This is a genomic window from Streptomyces sp. C1-1 (genome assembly GCF_050214755.1).
Lineage (GTDB): Bacteria > Actinomycetota > Actinomycetes > Streptomycetales > Streptomycetaceae > Streptomyces.
This window is the reverse complement of sequence record NZ_CP189826.1, coordinates 6,894,876-6,913,265: the sequence shown is the minus strand read 5'-3', so window position 1 is coordinate 6,913,265 and position 18,390 is coordinate 6,894,876. Positions and strand designations below refer to the sequence as shown.

The 18,390-nt window shown below is 71.8% G+C and carries 19 protein-coding genes; 9 read left to right on the top strand and 10 right to left on the bottom strand.

Annotation, left to right across the window (positions count from 1 at the left end):
• Positions 1-5: 5 nt before the first annotated feature.
• Together ACQF4J_RS31445 and ACQF4J_RS31440 are read right to left on the bottom strand one after the other, a co-directional pair.
• Complete coding sequence (locus ACQF4J_RS31445) at positions 6-1,457, bottom strand: MFS transporter (protein WP_427167326.1); 1,452 nt, start codon at positions 1,455-1,457, stop codon at positions 6-8.
• A gap of 151 nt (positions 1,458-1,608) precedes the next feature.
• On the bottom strand, positions 1,609-2,796 hold the full coding sequence (locus tag ACQF4J_RS31440) for a lipid-transfer protein (protein WP_427167325.1): 1,188 nt from the start codon (positions 2,794-2,796) through the stop codon (positions 1,609-1,611).
• A gap of 159 nt (positions 2,797-2,955) precedes the next feature.
• On the opposite strand from ACQF4J_RS31440, the gene ACQF4J_RS31435 reads away from it, so the two are divergent.
• From ACQF4J_RS31435 to ACQF4J_RS31415, 5 genes are all read left to right on the top strand, one after another.
• A complete protein-coding gene (locus tag ACQF4J_RS31435; RefSeq protein ID WP_351578271.1) occupies positions 2,956-4,689 on the top strand; it encodes an MFS transporter in 1,734 nt (577 codons plus the stop codon).
• 186 nt (positions 4,690-4,875) lie between these two features.
• Positions 4,876-5,526 (top strand): class I SAM-dependent methyltransferase, encoded by a 651-nt coding sequence (locus ACQF4J_RS31430; RefSeq protein WP_351578268.1) that lies wholly within the window; start codon positions 4,876-4,878, stop codon positions 5,524-5,526.
• A gap of 22 nt (positions 5,527-5,548) precedes the next feature.
• Positions 5,549-6,532 carry an N-acetylmuramoyl-L-alanine amidase gene (locus ACQF4J_RS31425; RefSeq protein WP_427167324.1) on the top strand — a complete coding sequence of 328 codons (984 nt, stop codon included), beginning with the start codon at positions 5,549-5,551 and terminating at the stop codon, positions 6,530-6,532.
• Positions 6,533-6,615: 83 nt separating this feature from the next.
• Positions 6,616-7,395, top strand: coding sequence for a hypothetical protein (locus ACQF4J_RS31420; RefSeq protein WP_427167323.1), 780 nt, complete (start codon positions 6,616-6,618; stop codon positions 7,393-7,395).
• 125 nt (positions 7,396-7,520) lie between these two features.
• Positions 7,521-8,531 carry an LLM class F420-dependent oxidoreductase gene (locus ACQF4J_RS31415; RefSeq protein WP_351578259.1) on the top strand — a complete coding sequence of 337 codons (1,011 nt, stop codon included), beginning with the start codon at positions 7,521-7,523 and terminating at the stop codon, positions 8,529-8,531.
• Positions 8,532-8,533: 2 nt separating this feature from the next.
• Here ACQF4J_RS31415 and ACQF4J_RS31410 read toward each other — a convergent pair whose 3' ends face one another.
• Positions 8,534-8,947: a VOC family protein gene (locus ACQF4J_RS31410; protein ID WP_351578256.1), complete on the bottom strand. Its 414-nt coding sequence runs from the start codon at positions 8,945-8,947 to the stop codon at positions 8,534-8,536.
• 46 nt (positions 8,948-8,993) lie between these two features.
• On the opposite strand from ACQF4J_RS31410, the gene ACQF4J_RS31405 reads away from it, so the two are divergent.
• Positions 8,994-9,281: a hypothetical protein gene (locus tag ACQF4J_RS31405; RefSeq protein ID WP_351578253.1), complete on the top strand. Its 288-nt coding sequence runs from the start codon at positions 8,994-8,996 to the stop codon at positions 9,279-9,281.
• Positions 9,282-9,320: 39 nt separating this feature from the next.
• On the opposite strand, the gene ACQF4J_RS31400 is transcribed toward ACQF4J_RS31405, so the two are convergent.
• The 3 genes from ACQF4J_RS31400 to ACQF4J_RS31390 are packed head-to-tail and all read right to left on the bottom strand — an operon-like array spanning position 9,321 to position 12,516.
• The gene (locus ACQF4J_RS31400) at positions 9,321-10,391 is read right to left on the bottom strand and encodes a prenyltransferase/squalene oxidase repeat-containing protein (RefSeq protein ID WP_427167322.1); all 1,071 of its coding nucleotides are present in this window, start codon (positions 10,389-10,391) and stop codon (positions 9,321-9,323) included.
• Positions 10,388-11,122, bottom strand: coding sequence for a class I SAM-dependent methyltransferase (locus ACQF4J_RS31395; protein ID WP_351578247.1), 735 nt, complete (start codon positions 11,120-11,122; stop codon positions 10,388-10,390). The genes ACQF4J_RS31400 and ACQF4J_RS31395 overlap by 4 nt, the downstream gene beginning before the upstream one ends.
• The gene (locus ACQF4J_RS31390) at positions 11,116-12,516 is read right to left on the bottom strand and encodes a glycosyltransferase family 4 protein (RefSeq protein ID WP_351799696.1); all 1,401 of its coding nucleotides are present in this window, start codon (positions 12,514-12,516) and stop codon (positions 11,116-11,118) included. The genes ACQF4J_RS31395 and ACQF4J_RS31390 overlap by 7 nt, the downstream gene beginning before the upstream one ends.
• A 210-nt stretch (positions 12,517-12,726) precedes the next feature.
• Here ACQF4J_RS31390 and ACQF4J_RS31385 point away from each other — a divergent pair, with 210 nt between their 5' ends.
• Positions 12,727-13,356, top strand: coding sequence for a TetR family transcriptional regulator (locus tag ACQF4J_RS31385; protein WP_351578241.1), 630 nt, complete (start codon positions 12,727-12,729; stop codon positions 13,354-13,356).
• A 111-nt stretch (positions 13,357-13,467) separates the two neighbouring features.
• A complete protein-coding gene (locus tag ACQF4J_RS31380; RefSeq protein WP_351578238.1) occupies positions 13,468-13,890 on the top strand; it encodes a hypothetical protein in 423 nt (140 codons plus the stop codon).
• Here the strand turns inward: ACQF4J_RS31380 and ACQF4J_RS31375 are convergent.
• Positions 13,869-14,624 carry a helix-turn-helix domain-containing protein gene (locus tag ACQF4J_RS31375; protein ID WP_351578235.1) on the bottom strand — a complete coding sequence of 252 codons (756 nt, stop codon included), beginning with the start codon at positions 14,622-14,624 and terminating at the stop codon, positions 13,869-13,871. The two genes, ACQF4J_RS31380 and ACQF4J_RS31375, sit on opposite strands and share 22 nt — an antisense overlap.
• Positions 14,625-14,711: 87 nt before the next feature.
• Here ACQF4J_RS31375 and ACQF4J_RS31370 point away from each other — a divergent pair, with 87 nt between their 5' ends.
• Positions 14,712-15,677: an LLM class flavin-dependent oxidoreductase gene (locus ACQF4J_RS31370; RefSeq protein WP_427167321.1), complete on the top strand. Its 966-nt coding sequence runs from the start codon at positions 14,712-14,714 to the stop codon at positions 15,675-15,677.
• Between the two features lie 39 nt (positions 15,678-15,716).
• On the opposite strand, the gene ACQF4J_RS31365 is transcribed toward ACQF4J_RS31370, so the two are convergent.
• Genes ACQF4J_RS31365 through ACQF4J_RS31355 form a run of 3 tightly spaced genes read right to left on the bottom strand, consistent with a single transcriptional unit; the run spans position 15,717 to position 18,329 of the window.
• Positions 15,717-16,580, bottom strand: coding sequence for a tetratricopeptide repeat protein (locus ACQF4J_RS31365; protein ID WP_427167320.1), 864 nt, complete (start codon positions 16,578-16,580; stop codon positions 15,717-15,719).
• A gap of 51 nt (positions 16,581-16,631) precedes the next feature.
• Positions 16,632-16,865 carry a ferredoxin gene (locus ACQF4J_RS31360; protein WP_200698584.1) on the bottom strand — a complete coding sequence of 78 codons (234 nt, stop codon included), beginning with the start codon at positions 16,863-16,865 and terminating at the stop codon, positions 16,632-16,634.
• Positions 16,866-16,871: 6 nt separating this feature from the next.
• Positions 16,872-18,329, bottom strand: a complete 1,458-nt coding sequence (locus tag ACQF4J_RS31355) for an aldehyde dehydrogenase (protein ID WP_351578225.1) — start codon at positions 18,327-18,329, stop codon at positions 16,872-16,874.
• Positions 18,330-18,390 lie beyond the last annotated feature (61 nt).

The following is an 18,390-nucleotide window of genomic DNA, read 5'->3' as shown; positions in this document are numbered from 1 at the left end:
TTGCCTCACCGAGCGGAATTCCCCTCCCCGCGTCCCGCCGCCTTCTGCCGCGGCAGCCATAGCAGCATCAGGACCACCCCGGCGAGCAGCACCCCGGCCCCGGTCCGGAACACCAGCGCGTACCCCTCGGTCAGCGCGGCGGGCGTCTGGCGGTCGCCCGTGCGCGCCGCGGCGATCGTCGACATCACCGCGAGACCCAGGGAACCGCCCATCGTCCGCGAGGTGTTGATCAGCCCCGACACCAGGCCGGCCTCCCCGGGCGCCGCCCCCGAGGTGGCGAGCGCGGCCAGCGGGGTCGCCGTCAGCCCGGCCCCCAGCATCATCAGGATGCCCGGCAGCATGATCTCCGTCAGATAGGCGCCCTCCGACGTCATCGCCGACTGCCACACATAGCCCGCCGCCGCCATCAGCGTCCCCAGCGCGGCCAGTCCGCGCGCCCCCAGCGCCGGCAGGAAACGGGGCGCGAGCTTCGAGCCCAGGATGATCGACAGGGAGCTCGGCACGAGCGCCAGTCCCGCCTCCAGCGGCGTGTAGCCCAGCACGTTCTGCGCGTACAGGGTCATGAAGAACCACATGCAGAACATCGCGGAGCCGTTCAGGAACATCGCCGCGTTCGCCGACGACACCGCCCGCACCCGGAACAGCCCGAGCGGCATCAGCGGGGCCGTCGTACGCGCCTCCAAGGCCAGGAATGCCGCGATCAGGGTGAGCCCGGCGGCCAGCGGCACCAGGGTCGCGGCCGACGTCCAGCCCTCGGCCTCGGTCTGCGAGATGCCGTACGCGAGCGTGGCGAGCCCGGCCGTCACCAGCACGGCGCCCGGCAGATCCAGCCGCCGCCCGCCCCCGTTGCGGCTCTCCGCCAGCCACTTCACGGAGCCGGCCAGCACCACCGCGCCGACCGGCACGTTGATCAGCAGCACCCACCGCCAGGACAGCCCGTCCACCAGCGCTCCGCCGACCAGTCCGCCCGCGGCCCCGCCGCCCGCGCCCACCGCGCTCCAGGTGGCGATGGCCCGCATCCGCGCCGCGCCCTCGGGGACCGCCGAGGTCAGGATGGTCAGCGTCGAGGGCGCCAGCACCGCCGCCCCCAGCCCCTGCACGGCCCGCGCGACCAGGAGCTGCCCGCCCTCCTGCGCCAGCCCGCCGCCCAGCGACGCCAGCGTGAACAGGCCGAGCCCGACCAGGAACATCCGCTTGCGCCCGTACAGGTCGCCGGCCCGCCCGCCGAGCAGCATGAACCCGGCGAAGGCGATGGCGTAGGCGTTGACCACCCACTGCAGCCCCTGTGCGCTCAAGCCGAGGTCGGCCCGCATCGACGGCAACGCCACATTGACGACCGACACGTCCAGCACGACCAGGAACTGACCCGCGCAGGCAAGGGCCACGACCAGCCACGTGGGGCGCGCGGTACGACGGGGTGTCCGGGTGACGTCAGCGGTTTCCAGCATGCCTGTCATGCTCTCAACCCTGTTGCGCCCCTTGCATCGGCATTTCGCCCCACGAAATCTTCGGTCGCCGGACCTAGGCCGCCCCGGCCGACCCGAAACCTCCGGGCGTTCCTGGGCCGCCCCTGCGGCGCCGAAGAAGGCCGGACAGGCCTCTGCCGCGTTACGCCGCCCGTAGGAGCGTCACCACCGCCGCCCCGCCCAGCCCGATGTTGTGCGCGAGTCCCACCCGCGCCCCGGGGACCTGCCGCTCCCCCGCGGCACCCCGCAACTGCCAGACCAGTTCGGCGGCCTGAGCGATCCCGGTGGCCCCCAGCGGATGCCCCTTGGAGATCAGGCCGCCGGACGGGTTGACCACCCAGCGCCCGCCGTACGTGGTCGCCCCGGACTCGACGAGCTTCCCCGACTCGCCCTCCCCGCACATCCCGAGCGCCTCGTAGGTCAGCAGTTCGTTGACCGAGAAGCAGTCGTGCAGCTCCACGACGTCCACGTCCTCGATCCCGACCCCGGCCCGCTCGTACACCTGCCGGGCTGCCTGACGGGACATCGGCTGCCCGACGACGTCGACGCAGGACCCGGACGCGAAGGACTCCTCGGTGTCGGTGGTCATCGCCTGCGCGACGATCTCGACGAGACCGGTGAGCCCCCGCCCCTCCGCGAACCTCTCCGACACCACCACGGCCGCGGCCGCCCCGTCGGACGTCGGCGAGCACTGCAGCTTGGTCAGCGGCCGGTGGACCGTGCGGGCGGCGAGGATGTCGGCCACCTCGTAGACGTCCTGGAACTGCGCGTACGGGTTGTGCGCGGAGTGCCGGTGGTTCTTGGCGGCGACGGCGGCCAGCTGGGCCTCGGTGGTGCCGTACTTCTCCATGTGCTCGCGGGCCGCGTCGCCGAAGATCTGGGCGGTGGGCGGGGTCATCTCGAAGCCGTGCCGGGCGGCCATGATCCCGTAGTGCCGGGCGACGGGAGAGGTGGCGAAGTCCCCTCCCTCGGCCCCGCCCCCCAGCGCGCCCTTCTTCATCTTCTCGAAGCCCAGCGCCAGGACGCAGTCGGCCGAGCCGCCCTCGACGAGCTGCCGCGCCAGCATCAGCGCGGTCGAGCCGGTCGCGCAGTTGTTGTTGACGTTGTAGACCGGAACGCCGGTGAGACCGAGCTCATAGGCGGCCCGCTGCCCGGCGGTGGAGGGCTGGAAGCAGTAGCCGACGGGAACCTGTTCCACGTCGTCGTACGTCACTCCGGCATCCGCGAGCGCCGCGTTCCCCGCCTCCCGGACCATGTCCCAGTACTGCCAATCACGGGTCTCGGGCTTCTCGAATCGGGTCATCCCGACCCCGGCGACATAGGCCTTCATGGCGCGCAGACTAGAACACGTTCCAATTGGAAACCAGCCCTGACGGCGACTCAGATTCCCATGGCCGGGTCAAGGATTGATTAGAGTCCCGAAGCAACGGAATAGTTGCCTGCGCATACGAGGTTTACCCAGCACTTATCCAACGGGAGGCCTCACGCAATGACGCACACGACGAACGACCAGCCCGCCCGGAGAGCGAGCGGAGCCGTGGTCCCGGTGCTCGCCTTCGCGGGCATCGTTGTCGCGGTGATGCAGACCCTGCTCGTCCCGGTCATCAAGGACCTGCCGCAGCTGCTGGACACCGCGCCCAGCAACGCCACCTGGGTCCTGACCTCGACACTGCTCTCGGGCGCCGTCGCCACGCCGATCATGGGCCGCCTCGGCGACCTCTACGGCAAGCGGCGGATGCTGATCCTCAGTCTCGCGGTGATGGTCGTCGGCGCCCTGGTCAGCGCCCTCACCAGCACCCTGCTCCCGATGATCGCCGGCCGCACCCTCCAGGGCTTCGCGATGGGCGCCATCCCGCTCGGCATCGGCCTGATGCGCGACATGCTGCCCCGCGAGAAGCTCGGCTCCGCGATGGCCCTGATGAGCTCCTCCATCGGCGTCGGCGGCGGACTCGCGCTGCCGCTCGCGGCGCTCGTCGCCCAGCACGCCGACTGGCACGCCCTCTTCTACGGCGCCGCCGGCCTCGGCGTCCTCTCCATCGCGCTCACCCTCCTCGTCGTACCGGAGTCCCCGATGCGCGCCGAGGGCTCCTTCGACGTCCTGGGCGCGATCGGCCTCTCCGCCGGCCTGGTCCTGTTCCTGCTGCCGATCACCAAGGGCAGCGACTGGGGCTGGACGTCCGGCACCACGCTCGGCATGTTCGGCGCCGCGGCCGTCGTCCTCGTCCTGTGGGGCCTGTTCGAGCTGCGCTCCACCGCCCCCCTCGTCGACCTGCGCACCACCGCCCGCCCGGCGGTCCTCTTCACCAACCTGGCGTCGATCATGGTCGGTGTCTCGTTCTACGTCGTCTCGCTCGTCCTTCCCCAGCTGCTCCAGCTCCCGAAGGCGACGGGCTACGGCCTCGGCCAGTCGATGGTCGTCGCGGGCCTGCTGGTCGCCCCGCTGGGCCTGACGATGATGGTCACGGCGCCGGTGTACGCCCGCCTGTCCGCCAAGTACGGCCCCAAGGTCACCCTGATCCTCGGCATGCTGATCATCGCCATCGGCTACGGCGCGGGCCTCGGCCTGATGAGCGCGGCCTGGCAGAGCCTGGTCATCTCGGTCGTCCTCGGCGCGGGCATCGGCCTCGCGTACTCGTCCCTGCCCGCGCTGATCGTGGGCGCGGTCCCGGCCTCCGAGACGGGAGCCGCGAACGGCCTCAACACCCTGATGCGCTCCATCGGTACGTCCGTCTCCAGCGCCGTCATCGGGATGGTGCTGGCCAACACCGCGCAGAACGTCGGCGGGGTCGCGATACCCACCATGCACGGCTTCCGGGTGTCCTTCCTCATCGCGACGGGTGCGGTGGCGATCGGCCTGCTGATGGCCCTGTTCCTGCCGAAGCCCGACCGGGCGCCGCGGCTGCGGGCCAGCAGCGAGGAGGAGGCCGCCCTGGAGCGCGCCGAGCAGGTGCTGCGCGGGTTCCGCGGGCGCGTCCTGGACGCCGAGGGGGCGCCGGTGGCCCGTGCCAAGGTCACGCTGATCGACCGGCGGGGGCGGCAGGCGGGGTCGGCGCTGTCGGAGCCGGACGGGACGTATGTGCTGGCGGTGCCGACCGAAGGGGCGTATGTGCTGGCCGCGAGGGCCTTCGGCCATGGACCGCTGGCCTCTGCGGCGACGCATTCCGGGGAGGAGCGGGCGGTGGATCTGGATCTTTCGCTGCCTGGGGAGAGCGTGAACGCGTAGCCCTCGGGGGGCTGTCGTGCGGCGACTCACCCGCCGCCGTGGCTGGTCGCGCCCACGCGGCGGAGCCGCATATCGATACGGCCCCGCGCCCCTTTCGGGGCGCTGCGGCCACCCTCGGTCCAAGTCGTGACCGGGGGTGCGGCAGCATGGGGAGCCGTTGATGTCCGTACGACCGGGAGGAACCCCATGGCCGCGGCGCCCAAGCCGGAGATCCTGGCCGCTTTCGAGGCGGCGAAGGGGTTCATGCCCGTGCACGAGGGGCTGGCGCTGTACGCCGCCGCGGTCGAGGCGGGCGGGCTGGGGCTGCCCCTGCTGGAGGTCGGCACCTACTGCGGCCGTTCCACCGTCCTGCTCGCCGACGCGGCCCGGCAGGCCGGGGTGACGGCCCTGACCGTCGACCACCACCGCGGCAGCGAGGAGCAGCAGCCCGGCTGGGACTACCACGACCCGGAGACCGTCGACCCGGAGATCGGCCTGATGGACACGCTGCCGACGTTCCGGCGCACCCTGCACAGGGCGGGCCTGGAGGAGCACGTGGTCGCCCTGGTGGGCCGTTCCCCGCAGATCGCGACGTTCTGGGGCACCCCCCTCGGCCTGGTCTTCATCGACGGCGGTCACACCGACGAGCACGCCGGCGCCGACTACGAGGGCTGGGCCCCGCACGTCGCCGAGGGCGGACTGCTCCTCATCCACGACGTCTTCCCGGACCCGAAGGACGAGTTCACCGGCCAGGCCCCGTACCGCGTCTACCTCCGGGCACTCGCGTCCGGCGCCTTCACCGAGGTCTCGGTGACCGACTCGCTGCGCGTCCTGCGGCGAACGGGAGCGGGGATCTGAGGGCGCCGTTAGAGTCGCAGACGTGTCGTACGTAGGCCCGGACTTCGATCCACCGCAGCCCCGCCGTCCCCGCCGCGGCCCCCTCACCGTCGCCCTCGCCGCGCTCGTGCCCGGGGCCCTGCTCGGCTGGCTCGTCTACGACGCCGTCGGCGGGTCCGGCGGCGGAGGCGGGTCGGACGGGGCGACGGTACGGAGCTCCACCAGCGCGGCGACCGGCGGCGCGGTCACCGCCTCACCCGCCACTCCCAGCGACGCCAAGCAGCCCGGCACGCCGAGTCCGACGCCGACGCTCGCCGATCCGACCAGTTCCGCGCCGGCCGCCTCCGGCCCCCTCAAGGGCAAGGTCGTCGTCATCGACCCGGGCCACAACCCCGGCAACTTCCAGCACACCGCCGAGATCAACCGCAAGGTGAACATCGGCACGAACTGGAAGGAGTGCGACACGACGGGCACCTCCACCAACGCGGGCTACACGGAAGCCCAGTTCACCCTGGACGTCTCGCACCGGCTGAAGGCGCTGCTGGAGCGGCAGGGCGCGACGGTGAAGCTGACCCACGACAACGGCTCCCCGTCCTGGGGCCCTTGCGTCGACGGACGGGCCCGCATCGGCAACGACGCCCACGCCGACGCCGCGATCTCGATCCACGCCGACGGCTCCGCGGACGGCAACCGCGGCTTCCACGTCATCCTGCCGGGCGCGGTGCACTCGGGCGCCGCCGACACCCGCCCGATCGTCGCCTCCTCGGCCTCGCTGGGCGAGCGCGTCGCGGGCAACTTCGTCCGCGTGACGGGCGAACCCGCCTCCAACTACATCGGCGACGGCACCGGACTCGTCACGCGTAAGGATCTCGGCGGTCTCAATCTGTCAACGGTTCCCAAGGTGTTCATCGAGTGCGGCAACATGCGCGATAGCAAGGACGCGGCACTGCTCACCAGCGGAGCCTGGCGGCAGAAGGCGGCGCAGGGAATCTCTGAGGGAATCGTGAGTTTCCTGCGCTCTTCGTGATCGGTGGGCGGATCCCTGCGGACACCCTGGTCGGGCGGGCGATAAGGTCTACCGACGACGAGACGACTGACGAAGGACCTGCAGTGAATATCCGCTCCCTCAACCGAGGCGACGGCGTGGTGATCGGGGCAGCGGTGTTGCTGTTCATCGCGTCGTTCCTCCACCTCTACTCCGTCGACGGCCTGGGCAGCTACAACGCGACCGCGTGGGACAACCTCGGCAACGGGCTCGGCCTCTACATGGGCGGAGTCGTCGGCGCCGCGCTGATCGTCGTCAACCGGTGCCTGCCGCAGCCCCGTAAGGTGGCCGGCCTGGACCTCGGCACGGTCGGCGCGGCGTTCTCGGTCCTCGTCGTATGGATCCTGTTCTGGACGATGGTGGACGTCCCGGACCCCGCCAGCCCCTCCGCAGGCATCATCCTCGGCTTCATCGCCGCGCTCGTCATGGCCGGTGCCGCCATCGCCACCCCCGTCGTCCCCGCGCTGCAGGCCGCGCTCATCCCGGCGCCCAAGCCGCAGGCCCCGCAGCCGTACGGTGCCCAGCCTCCCGGTGGCTACGGCTACCCGGGCGCGCAGCAGGCGCAGTACGGCGGGCAGCCGCAGCCGGGGCAGCCCTACGGTGCCCAGCCGCAGCCGACGCAGGGGCAGCCGCAGCCGTCCGGCGGGGAGTTCTCGCCGTTCTGGTTCGCCGTTCCGGTGCCGCGGCCGCTGTTCGCGGAGGACGGTTCGCCGACGCCGATCGCCGAACTCGCGCCGGGCACCTGGTACCTGGCCGTCGAGCAGCGCGGTCCGGGTCTGGTCGCCCAGACCCAGGACGGACGTCGTGGCGTGCTGCAGGACACCTCGGGGATCCAGCGCGGCTGACCTTCGCCTCCCGTTCCACGGCCGGCCCCTCGCCCTTCCGGGTGGGGGGCCGTTGCCGTACAGTCGCCTCCCGCGGTCCGGTAACTGACTGACCATCAGATCTGTGTCTGTGAGGGAGGCGCGTCATGCGACTCGGGCTCTCGCTCGGCTACTGGGGCCGCGGTCCCAACGCCGACCATGTGCCGCTCGCGCAGGAGGCCGAGCGGCTCGGATACGACTCCGTGTGGACCGCCGAGTCGTGGGGGTCGGACGCCTTCACGCCGTTGACCTGGATCGCCGCCCGGACGTCGAGGATCAGGCTGGGGACGGCCGTTGCGCAGATGGCCGCCCGGTCGCCGACGACCACCGCGATGCACGCGCTCACCCTCGACCATCTATCCGGCGGCCGCGTGCTGCTGGGACTCGGGCTGTCGGGGCCGCAGGTGGTGGAGGGCTGGTACGGGCGGCCGTTCCCCAAGTCGCCGCTGACCGCCACCCGGGAGTACGTGGACGTCGTACGCCAGGTGCTGCGGCGGGAGGCGCCGGTGTCCGTGGAGGGGCGGTTCCACTCCCATCCGTACCGGGGCGCGGACGGGACCGGTCTCGGGAAGGCGCTGAAGCCGATCACCCATCCGCTGAGGGCCGACCTGCCCGTTCTCCTCGGCGCCGAGGGGCCGAGGAACGTCGAGCAGACGACCCGTATCGCCGACGGGTGGCTTCCGTTGTACTGGTCTCCGAGCCGTCCCGACGTCTACGGCCCGGCCCTCGCTCAGCTGCCTCCCGGGTTCCTCGTCGCCCCCATGGCCCAGGTCCGGGTCTGCGACGACGTGCGCGAGGGCCTGCTGCCGGTGAAGACGATGCTCGGCTTCTACATCGGCGGGATGGGGCACGCGACCCGCAACTTCCACGCCGATCTGATGGCGCGGATGGGGTACGAGGAGGAGGCGCGGCGCGTGCAGGAGCTGTTCCTGCGGGGGCGGCGCGAGGAGGCGGTGCTGGCCGTGCCGGACGCCTTCGCCGACGAGATCTCTCTCGTCGGCCCGCGTGAACGCATCGCCGAGCGGCTGGAGTTGTGGCGCAAGGGGCCGGTGACGGATCTGCTGGCGCTGGCCCCCGACCACCACACGCTTCGGGTGCTGGCGGAGCTCAACTCGTAGGCTCAGTAGGCCTGCAGCTCCACCAGGGTGCCGTCCGGCGCCCTCAGGTGCGCGCTGCGCAGGCCCGGCCCCCACTCGGGGCGGTCCTGCGGCTCGGCGACGACCGTGGCGCCGTGCCCGCTCAGCCGGCGCGTCGCGTCGTCGACGTCGGAGACCCGCAGGACCAGCATGGCGGTGTCCTGGGCGGGCGGTGCGGAGGGCAGGGAGTCGGTGCCGACGACCTGGGCGATGGCCTTGCGGGCGTACAGCACGAGGACGGCCTGTCCGTCCAGGTCCCAGTTGGCGTAGCCGGCGGCGGGGAGCACCTTCACGGGCTCGATGCCGAGGAGGTCGCGGAGGGCTTCGGTCCAGAAGTGGGCCGCGGTGTCGAAGTCCTCGACGAGCAGCCGGGGGTAGAGGGCGTCCACGGCAGTCATCGTACCGACAGGGTTTCATCCGGGAAGTCGCGGCAATCCGGAAAGCATGTCTCGATATAGCAGCGGCAATCGGGCCGGGGCGGTCGTGGCGATCGTCGCCGACATCATGGCCCTCATCCTGGGGCTGTGGATCCTGATGTACCTGTTGGACGCCAACCGGGCCAATGACCTGGTGCAGTTCGTCCACAATGCGGCCAACTGGCTGGCCGGCTGGTCGCGTGACCTGTTCACGTTCGACAAGGCGTGGGCCCGTGTGGTGGCGGGCTACGGCCTGGCGGCGGTGGTCTATCTGTTCGTCGGCCACGCGATCGCCGGACGGATGCAACGCCACTGAGTACGGTGGCGCTGAGGCCCCGGCAGGGATGCCGGGGCCTCAGCCGCAGCAGTCGGGGTCCAGGCCCCTCGGCAGGTTCTCGCCGCCGAACACCGTGCAGGTGGCCTCGTGGCCGCCCAGGGCGGCGACCGCGAGGAGGAGCGAGCCGGCCGTCCAGGTGGTCAGTTCCTGCGGCCAGATCGCCTCGTCCTCGAAAACGTAACCCGTCCAGTACAGGCCGCTCTCGGCGTCCCGCAGATGCTGGATCGACTTCAGGAGGGCCAGCGCCCGGTCCGACTCGCCCATCGCCCAGAGGGTGAGGGCGAGTTCGGCCGACTCGCCGCCCGTGACCCATGGGTTGGGGACGACGCAGCGCACGCCGAGGCCGGGCACGACGAAGCGGTCCCAGCCCTCCTCGATACGGAACTTGGCCTCCGCGCCGGTCACCGCGCCGCCCAGCACCGGGTAGTACCAGTCCATCGAGTAGCGGTCCTTGTCGAGGAACCGCTCCGGGTGCCGGCGGATCGCGTGCCGCAGCGCGCCCACCGCCAACTCCCAGTCCGGCTGGGGCTCTTCACGCTGTTCGGCGATGGCGAGCGCGCAGCGCAGGGCTTGGTGGACGGAGGAGGAGCCGGTCAGCAGGGCGTCGGTCGTGAAGCCGCCGTCGTCCTCGCCCTTCCAGCCGATCTGCCCGCCGGGCTGCTGCAGCCGCAGGACGTACTCGATCGCCGCGCAGACGGCGGGCCACATGCGGTCCAGGAAGGTGTCGTCGCCGGTGGAGAGGTAGTGGTGCCACACCCCCACCGCGATGTAGGCGACGAAGTTCGTCTCCCGCCCGCGGTCGGTGACGTCCGCGAAGTCGCCGTCGGCGTAGGCCGCGTACCAGGAGCCGTCCTCGTTCTGGTGCCGGGCGAGCCACTCGTAGGCCCGCTCGGCGGCCTCGTGCTCGCCGGCCGTGTCCAGTGCCATCGCGGCCTCGGTGTGGTCCCAGGGGTCCAGGTGGTGGCCCCGGAACCACGGGATCGCACCGTCCTCCCGCTGTACGGCGAGGATGCCGGCGACGGTCGCGGCGGCCTGCCCGGCGGTGAGGACCCCGGGCAGGACGAGGTGTTCTGTCCGGGGGGTGGTCACTTGGCGTCCACCACCGGGAGGTGGGGCTTGGTCGCGTACGCCACGAAGCTCTTGCCGATGAGCGGGTTCAGCGCCTGCTCGGCGACCCGGGTGGCCAGCGGCTTCTTCATGATGTCCCAGACCAGCAGCTTGTGGTACGCCCGCACGGGCAGCGCCTTGTCGTTGTCGACGCCGAACGCGCACTTCAGCCACCAGTAGGGGCTGTGCAGGGCGTGGGCGTGGTGGCTGCCGTAGGGCTTGAGGCCGGCTTCCTTGATCTTGGCGATCAGTTCGTCGGCCTTGTAGATGCGGATGTGGCCGCCCTCGACCTCGTGGTAGGCGTCGGACAGCGCCCAGCAGACCTTCTCGGGGCCGTAGCGCGGGACGGTGATGGCGATGCGGCCGCCGGGCTTGAGGACCCGGACCATCTCGGCGAGTACGCCCTTGTCGTCCGGGATGTGCTCCATCACCTCGGAGATGATGACGACGTCGAAGGACTCGTCGGGGAACGGCAGCGCGAGGGCGTCGCCCTCCATGGCGGTGGCGGTGGCGCCCTCGGGTGCCTCGCCAGCCTCCTTCATCGCCGCGAACCACTTCGCGACCTCGCGGATCTCCTCGCCGTTCTGGTCGAGCGCCACGACCTGGGCGCCGCGCCGGTAGCACTCGAACGCGTGCCGGCCGGCACCGCAGCCGAGGTCCAGGACGCGGTCGCCCGGGGCGAGCGGGAACCGGGAGAAGTCGACGGTCAGCACGTGGCCCTGCTTTCGGAGTAGACGCCGGTGTCGGGTGTGGGGGTCGCGGACTCGACGCCCTGCGGGGCCGCGGTGCGGCCGGGAAGCCTGCCGGAGGACCGGGCGATCGCCTCGCGGTACCTGGCCACCGTGCCCTCCGCGGCCCGCGCCCAGGTGAAGTGCCGCAGCACCCGCTCACGGCCCGCCCGGCCGAGGCGTGCCCGCAGCTCCGCGTCGCCCAGCAGCCGGCTCAGACCCGCCGCGAGGGCGCCCGCGTCGCCCGGCGGTACCGCGAGGCACGTCTCGCCGTCCCGGCCTGCGACCTCGGGGATGGCCCCGCCGGTCGTGGCGACCAGGGGCGTGCCCGTGGCCATGGCCTCGGCGGCCGGCAGGGAGAAGCCCTCGTAGAGGGACGGCACGCAGGCGACCTCCGCCGAGCGGACCAGGTCGACCAGATCGGCGTCCGAGATGCCCTTGACGAAGTCGACGGCGCCTTCGAGGCCGTAGCGCTCGATGGCCTGCGCGACGGGCCCCTCCGTCGGCCGCTTGCCCACGACGACCAGGTGAGCGCCGGCGTGCTCGGTCCGTACCTTCGCCAGGGCCTCGACGAGGAAGACCAGGCCCTTGAGGGGGACGTCCGCGCTGGACGTCGTCACGATCCGGCCCGGGACGACCGCGACCGAGGCGTCCGGCGAGAACAGGTCGGTGTCCGCACCGATGTGGACCACGTGGATACGGTCCTCGCGGACGCCGAGGTGGTCGACGATCTCGGCGCGGGAGGTGCCGGAGACGGTGAGCACGGAGGGCAGCCGGCGCGCGACACGCCGCTGCATGCGGGTGAAGGCGTACCAGCGGCGCTTGGAGAGCCGCTGCTGCCAGTTCTCGGCGGCGTCCAGCTCCAACTGGCGGTCCACGGTGATGGGGTGGTGGATCGTGGTGACGAGGGGCGCGCCCACGTCCCCCAACAGCCCGTACCCCAGCGTCTGGTTGTCGTGCACGACGTCGAACTCGCCGCGCCGGGACCGCAGATGCCGGCGGGCGCGGAGGGAGAAGGTGAGCGGTTCGGGAAAGCCGCCGGTCCACATCGTGGCGACTTCGAGGGCGTCGATCCAGTCGCGGTACTCGTCGCGCGCCGGAGTGCGGAAGGGGTCGGGCGAGCGGTAGAGGTCGAGGCTCGGCAGCTCGGTCAGGGTCAGTCCGGCGTAGCCCTCGTCGAGGACGGGGTACGGCTGGCTGCCGATGACCTCCACCCGGTGGCCGAGGCGGGCCAGCTCGCGGGAGAGATGGCGGACGTAGACGCCCTGTCCGCCGCAGAACGGGTTCCCTTTATAGGTGAGGAGCGCGATGTGGAGCGGTCGCTCGCCGTCGGCGGCCAGGTCCTCCTGGAGACCGGCCTGACTGGCCTCAGCGGTCACTCTGGGCCCCCTTCTGCATGCATTGTCCCGCGAGATTACGCCGGGACGCTAATCTAGAACAAGTTTCAGACTTGATCGTCCAGGAGGCTCTGAATCTACCGGCAGGTAAGGGCACTGTGAGCAGTGGATCAGGTGATTCGCGCCACGGCGGAGCCCTTGCCGTGCCCGGTCCGATCACCAGTCCTCACCGAGTGTCACGGAACGGGACCCATGCCTGCGGAAGCCAAGCCAGACGCCACCGCGCGGACGTCGTCCTCGCCCCTCACGGAGCGGCAGGAGGCCCGTCGCCGGCGCATCCTGCACGCGAGTGCGCAGCTTGCCAGCCGGGGCGGTTTCGACGCGGTGCAGATGCGGGAGGTCGCCGAGTCCTCCCAGGTGGCCCTGGGCACGCTGTACCGCTACTTCCCGTCCAAGATCCATCTGCTGGTCGCCACGATGCAGGACCAGCTGGAGCACATGCACGGCACGCTGCGGAAGAAGCCGCCGCAGGGCGAGACGGCGGCCGAGCGGGTCGCCGAGACCCTGATGCGGGCCTTCCGCGCGCTGCAGCGCGAGCCGCACCTGGCCGACGCCATGGTCCGCGCGCTCACCTTCGCCGACCGCAGCGTCTCGCCGGAGGTGGACCAGGTCTCCCGCCAGACGACGGTGATCATCCTGGACGCGATGGGCCAGGCCGACCCGACGCCCGAACAGCTCTCGGCGGTCCGGGTCATCGAGCACACCTGGCACTCGGCCCTGATCACCTGGCTCTCGGGCCGGGCGTCGATCGCCCAGGTCAAGATCGACATCGAGACGGTGTGCCGCCTGATCGACCTGACCGATCCCCGGAAGGAGCGGTAGGACCGGCACCCTCACTCCTGGACGAACCGGCCATTCCCTGACGGGAATTGTCGGTATGTGGCGCTCACCGCAGGATCGGTGCGAAGTGAACCGGTCGGTGAGGAGCGGCACATGAGGGACATCGATCCGCAGGATCTGGCCCAGCGCTACATCGCGCAGTGGAACGTGGCGGACGCCGCCGAACGGCGCGCGGCGATCGAGCGGCTGTGGGCGCGGGACGCCGTCCACATCCTCCAGCCACCGGTGGAGATCCGGGAGATCGCCGCCGGGCTGGGCTTCGGCCACAGCACCTTGGAGGCCCACGGTCATGACGCCATCGAGAACCGGGTGGCGCGCAGCCACGAACGGTTCGTCGAGAAGGAGGGGTTCACCTTCCGGTCGCGCGCCGACGCCGTGCGGCTGCACGGAATGGTCAAGTTCGGCTGGGAGGCGGTGTCCACCGCGACCGGGGACGTGATGGGGGGCGGCCTGGACATCCTCGTACTCGACGACGACGGCCGGATCCGCACCGACTACATGTTCCCGGGCGCCTGAGCGGCCGCCAGGCGCAGTGCGTCGGCCGTCGCCGGGTCGGCCGGCAGGAACGCCTCCAGCTTCAGCTCGGCGAGCGTCACGTCGACGGCCGTGGCGAACGTCGTGACGGTCGTCATCAGACGCAGTTCGCCGTACGACGACGCCAGGCGGAGCGGTACCGCGAAGCCGAGCTGCCCCTCGGTGGGCTCCAACTTCGGTACGTAATCAGTGAGTTCGGCGCGCAGCTCCGGCAGGTGGTCCAGCCGTACCAGGATGTGCCGTGCCCATTCGGCGAGGTTGCGGATGCGGGGAGCGAGTCCGTCGGGGTGCAGCGCGAGGCGGTAGGCGTTGGCTCCCGGGGCCACCAGCTCGGCGGCCGCTCCCTCGGTGATCAGGCCGAACGCGCTGTTGGCGGCGACCAGATCACCGCGCCGGTCCACCACGACCGCCGGATACGGCTCGTGTCCGCGCAGGATGTGGTCGATCGCGGCGCGGGCGGGGGCCAGCACGGGGTCGTCGAGCGAGCTCTCGGCGTAGGCGGGCGCGTACCCGGCGGCGAGCAGCAGTTCGTTGCGCTCCCGCAGCGGCAGCTCCAGCGACTCGGCCAGCCGTACGACCATGTTCCGCCCGGGCACGGACCTGCCGGACTCGATGAAACTGAGGTGCCGCTGGGTGGTGCCCGCCTTCAGCGCCAGATCGAGCTGGCTGATACGACGGCGGGTCCGGCGTTCGCGCAGGGCGCTGGGGAAGTCCACGGCCCCGTTGTACCCGCGGCGTGGGACACCGGGCCATTCCCCGCGGGGAATTGTCGCCGTGTCCCGCCGGCCGTGAGCATCGGCGGCATGGACATCGGCGTACTGCTTCCGACCTCGACCGCGCAGTGGGGCGCGGACGGCGACCCCCGCGAGCTGATCGCCTTCGGCCGCCGGGCCGAGGACCTGGGGTTCTCCTCGCTCTTCGTCAACGACTCCCTGATCAGCCCCCGCATCGAGGCGCTGACCATGCTGGCCGCGCTCGCGCCGGTGACGCGGGCGGTGACCCTGGGGACGGCCGCGCTGCTGCCGTTCCTGCGGCGCCCGGTCCAGGTGGCGCAGTCCCTGGCCTCGGTCGACCTGCTGTCCGGCGGCCGGCTCGTCGTGACCGTCGGCGCGGGCTTCCCCGGCCGCTTCGGGCGCCCGCTCTACGCCCTGTCCGAGGTGCCCTGGCCCCACCGCTTCGCCCGCCTCGACGAGACCGTCGCGCTGTGGCGGGCCGTGTGGAACGGCGCCGACTCCTTCCGCGGCGACCTGATCCGCGTCACCGGCGTCCCGCCCGCCACGCGTCCGTCGCGCCCCGGCGGTCCGCCCGTCTGGCTCGGCGGCGCCTCCCCCGCGGCGCTGGAGCGCACCGGCCGCCTGTACGACGGCTGGCTGCCCTACCCGCCCGACCCGGCCGACTACGCGTCCGGCCTCGCCGCCGTCCACAAGGCCGCGGCCGGCGCCGGACGGACGGCCGGGGACATCACCCCTGCGCTCTTCGTCACGGTCCACGTCGCCGAGGACGCCTCCGGCGGCCGCCGCGCCCTTGAGGGCTACGCCCGGACCGTGTACGGCATGCCGCTCGAGGAGCTGGAGAAGATCCAGGCGCTCGTCGCGGGTCCCGCCGAGCACGTCCTCGACCAGCTGGAACGGTACGTCGCAGCCGGCGCCCGCCACCTCGTGCTCCGCCTCGCCACCCTGGACCTGGGCTCCCAGCGAGACCAGCTGGAACGGGTCGCCGAACTCATCCCCGCCGTGCGGGCGTCGGCGGCCTTCGGGGCACAGGGGTGAGGGCCCGGGCCGGGCGTACGGCACCCCCGGCCCGGGCCCTCACCCGAGCACCGCCAGCCCGCTCCAGCTGCGCCCGGCCGTCGCCCCCTCCGCCCACCGCGCGAGCAGCTGCCGCGCGTCCTCCTCGGGGGCCGCGAGCGACACCGTCTGGGCGCCCGCAGGCAGGCTCCGCTCCTGCTGATGGGTGCCCTCGCTGCAGCAGGCGCAGAGCAGGCGGACACTGCTCGCGGGTTCGGCGCCGTAACCGTGCTCGCCGAACAGCTCCAGCAGGGCCCGCAGGTCGTCCGCCTCGCCGGCTGCCACGGTGACCTCCAGCGTGGGCAGTTCGGAGGCCTCGAACAGCAGAAGTTCGTCGAAGACGGAGTAGGTCGTCCCGTCGACGATCCGCTCGCCCTTCGGCTCACCGTCGTGCACGACGATCTCGCCGTACCGTCGGCCGCCGGTGACGGGCACATTGACCACCCGTCCCCGCGTCGGGCACAGCCGCTCGATCCACACGACCTCGCGCTCGCCGCCGGTGTCGAGCCGCACGCACGCGTGCCCGAAGGAGCCCATGATCTCGCCGTCGCCGTCCGGGAGGTCGATGCCGAAGCCGGTCCAGGCCTCGCGGGCCGTCGCCCACTCGCGCCGGATCGTCGCCGCGATGCCGAGGTTCCAGTAAGCCGGGTCGCCCTCGCCGCGCGGGGAACGGGCGGCGGCCTCGCGGCCGAGCTCGTACGCCTTCGCCCAGTTCCGCAGGAACTTGTGGGCGAGGGCGGCGTCGTACCACCACACCGGGCTCGGTCCCTCGTCCGGGAAGTGTTCGAGCACCCGCTCGTAGAGGTCGGCGGCCCGCAGCCACTCCTCGGCCTCCCACGCCTCGCGCGCCTCTTCGATCAGCCTCCTGGCCTCGGCCTTGTGCACGTACCGCCCCGCTCGTTGACCGTTCCTACGACGACCGCAGGAGCGTAACCGTCACTCCTCGGGCGGGAACACCGGCTCCCCGCTTCCCGACAGCGTGACCACGATCGCCTCCACGGGACAGTTCTCGGCCGCCTCCAGCACCCGTTCGTTCGCGTCGGTCTCCGGCTCCACCGGATGGGACTGCATCGCGGAGTCGAGCCGGAAGGCGCCCTCGGCCCGGTGGACGCACTGCGCCGACCCGATGCACACGGAACGGTCGACCTCGACGTGCCAGCGGTCCCCCATGACCGCTCAGCCCTCCCAACCGGCCGGCAGGTGGATCATCTTGTGTTCCAGGTACTCCCCGAACCCCTCGGGCCCGAACTCCCGCCCCAGACCGGAGTTCTTGTAGCCGCCGAACGGGCCCAGCATGTCGAGGCTGAAGGTGTTCACCGAGTACGTCCCGGTCCGCACCCGGCGCGCCACCTCGATGCCGTGGTCCACGTCCGCCGTCCACACGCTGCCGCTCAGCCCGTAGTCCGAGTCGTTGGCGATCTTCAGGGCCTCGGACTCGTCGCCGTAGGGAAGCAGGCAGATGACCGGGCCGAAGATCTCCTCCCGTGCGATCCGCATCGAGTTGTCGACGTCGCCGAAGAGGGTGGGTTCCACGTACCACCCCCGGTCCAGGCCCGCCGGACGGCCGCCGCCGGTGAGGATCTTGGCGCCCTCCTCCTGGCCGATGCGGATGTAGTCGAGGTTGCGGCGCTGCTGGCGCTGCGCGACGAGCGGGCCGACCTGGGTCGCCGGGTCGAGCGGGTCGCCGACCACGAGGGCGCCGGCCGCGGCGGCGAATGCCTCGGCGAACTCGTCGTAGCGGGAGCGCGGCAGCAGGATGCGGGTCTGGGCCACGCACGCCTGGCCGTTGTTCATCCAGGCCGCCGGCACGACACCCGCGACGGTCGTCGCCACGTCCGCGTCCGGCAGCACGACGGCCGCCGACTTGCCGCCCAACTCCAGCGTCAGCCGGGTGAGGTTGCGCGCGGCGACCTCCATCACGCGCTTGCCGGCGGCGACCGATCCGGTGAAGGAGACCTTGTCGATCCCGGGATGGCCGACCAGGTACTCGCTGACCTCCCGGTCGGCGGGCAGGACGGACAGGACGCCCTCCGGGAGCCCGGCCTCCCGGGTGATGTCGGCCAGGATGTACGCGTCGAGCGGCGACTCGGGCGACGGCTTGAGGATCACCGAACAGCCGGTGAGCAGGGCGGGCGCGAGCTTGGCGGCGGCGACGAACTGCGGGACGTTCCAGGGCACTACGGCCGCCACGACCCCGACCGGCTCGCGCCGCACGAGGATCTTCCCGAGCACGCCGTCGCGCCGCTCCTCGTACGTGAAGTTCCGGGCGACCGTGATCGCCGCGTCCCACACCATCATCGCGCCGAGGGCCTGCGCGAGGACGCTCCAGGAATACGGCGACCCGTTCTCGGACGAGATCACGCGCGCGATCTCCTCGTGCCGCACGGCGATCGCGTCCTTGATCCGGCTGACCACCTCGATCCGCTCGTCCAGCGACATCCGCGGCCAGGGCCCCTCGTCGAAGGCGCGGCGGGCCACCGCCACGGCCCGGTCGACGTCCTCCCGCGAGGCATGCGGCACCCGCCCGATGACCTCCTCGGTGTGCGGGGAGATCACCTCGATGACGCCCTTGCCCAGGGGATCGGTCAGTTCCCCTCCGATGAACAGCTGTCCGTGTTCCAAGAGCTCGGCCATCACCACTGCCCTCGTTTCTGACGGTGTTTCAGAAACTGATACCAGTTCTAGTTATAGTGGG